General features: G+C 66.5%; 1 protein-coding gene. It reads right to left on the reverse strand.

What is annotated here, in order from left to right; all coding sequences use genetic code 11:
* Positions 1–138 precede the first annotated feature (138 nt).
* Positions 139–2,145: CusA/CzcA family heavy metal efflux RND transporter (locus Q1W68_RS07960; protein WP_300716063.1), on the reverse strand; the 2,007-nt coding region annotated here is incomplete at its 5' end.

Consider the following 2,145-nt stretch of genomic DNA (forward strand, 5'->3'; position numbering starts at 1 on the left):
CGATTGCTGCCTTTGGCTCAGTCGGGTTTCAAACGCACTCCATGCCAAAAGCGGTCACTCTTCAGCGTCTTCTGGACGGCTGCTTGCGGACAAAGCTGTCGTAAAAGGCGATCCGTTGCATTGAGGTTTCTGGGTGGGTCAAGTTGACTCCTGAACCTTGGAGGGTGTGCGCGGTCGTCGCATCAATCGGTAAACCACCGGCACCACCAGCAGCGAGAGCAACGGCGCGCTGATCATCCCACCGACCATGGGTGCTGCGATGCGCTGCATCACCTCGCTGCCGGTGCCCATGCCCCAGAATAGTGGCAGCAAGCCGGCCACGATGGTGGCCACCGTCATGGCCTTGGGCCGCACCCGCAACACCGCGCCTTCGCGGATGGCTTCCAGCAACGACAGTTCATCGGTGCGCCCGGCGTCCAGCCGCTCCTGCCACGCCTGCTTGAGGTAGATCAGCATGATCACGCCGAACTCGGCCGCCACACCGGCCAGCGCAATGAAGCCCACCACACTGGCCACCGACAGGTTGTGCCCGAGCAGCCAGAGAAACCACACGCCGCCCACCAGCGCGAATGGCAGTGTGGCCATGATGAGCAGCGCTTCGTCAAACCGGCGGAAGATCAGGTACAGCAGCACGAAGATGATCAGCAGCGTGACCGGCACCACCAGCTTGAGCTTGGCGGTGGCGCGCTCCAGGAACTCGAACTGCCCCGACCACGACACCGAGTACCCCGCCGGCAACGCCACCCGCTCGGTCACTGCGCGCTGCATGTCCAGCACCGCGCCGCGCAGGTCGCGCCCGCGGATGTCCACGTACACAAAGCCGGCCAGCCGCGCGTTTTCGCTGCGCAGCATGGGTGGTCCCTCGGAAATGCGCAGGTCGGCCACGTCGGACAACACCAGCCGCTGGCCGCCCGGTGCCACGATGGGCAGCGCACGCAACTCGGGCAGCGAATCGCGCAGCTCTCGCGGGTAGCGCAGGTTGATCGGGAAACGCTGCAAACCCTCCACCGTCTCGCCGATGTTCATGCCGCCCACGCTGCCGGCCACGATGTCCTGCACGTCGGCGATGTTCAGGCCGTAGCGCGCGGCGTCGGCGCGGCGGATGTCCACGTCGATGTAGCGCCCGCCCGTGAGGCGCTCGGCCAGCGCGCTGCTCACACCGGGCACGTCTTTCACGGCTCTCTCGATCTCGCCGGTGAGGCGGTCGATGGTGGTCAGGTCGGGCCCGGCCACCTTCACGCCCACGGGGCTCTTGATGCCGGTGGCCAGCATGTCGATGCGGTTGCGGATCGGCGGCACCCAGATGTTGGCCAGACCGGGCACCTTGACGATGCGGTCGAGTTCGTCGACCAGCTTGTCCTGCGTCATGCCGGCGCGCCACTCGCTCCTCGGCTTGAACTGGATCGTGGTCTCGAACATCTCCAGCGGCGCCGGGTCGGTGGCGGTCTCGGCGCGCCCGGCCTTGCCGTACACGCTCTGCACCTCGGGAATGGTCTTGATCAGGCGGTCGGTCTGCTGCAGCAACTCGGCTGCTTTGGCGGCTGACAGGCCGGGCAGCGCGGTGGGCATGTAGAGCAGATCGCCTTCGTCCAGCGGCGGCATGAACTCGCTGCCCAGCTGGCGCAACGGCCACAAGGTGGCCAGCAGCACCAGCGCTGCCACCACCAGCGTGAGCTTGGGCGCTTTCAGCACAGCATCCAGCACCGGGCGGTACAGCGCGATGAGCGCACGATTCAGTGGGTTGGCGGTCTCGGCCGGGATGCGCCCACGGATCAAATAACCCATGAGCACCGGGATCAGCGTGACCGCCAAGCCGGCCGAGGCCGCCATGGCGTAGGTCTTGGTGAAGGCCAGCGGCGCGAACAGCCGGCCTTCCTGCGCCTGCAGCGTGAACACCGGGATGAAGCTCAGCGTGATGATGAGCAGCGAGAAGAACAGCGCCGGCCCGACCTCGGCGGCGGCGTCGCCCACCACCTTCCAGCGCGGCTCACCCTGCAGCACCTCACCCGGGTGCCGGTGAGCCCAGCGCTCAAGGTGCTTGTGGGCGTTTTCGATCATCACGATGGCCGCGTCCACCATGGCGCCGATGGCAATGGCGATGCCGCCGAGCGACATCACGTTGGCGTTGATGCCCTGCTGCTGCAT

Origin of the sequence: Hydrogenophaga sp. (assembly GCF_030158645.1) — a bacterium.
Taxonomy (GTDB): Bacteria; Pseudomonadota; Gammaproteobacteria; order Burkholderiales; family Burkholderiaceae_C; genus Hydrogenophaga.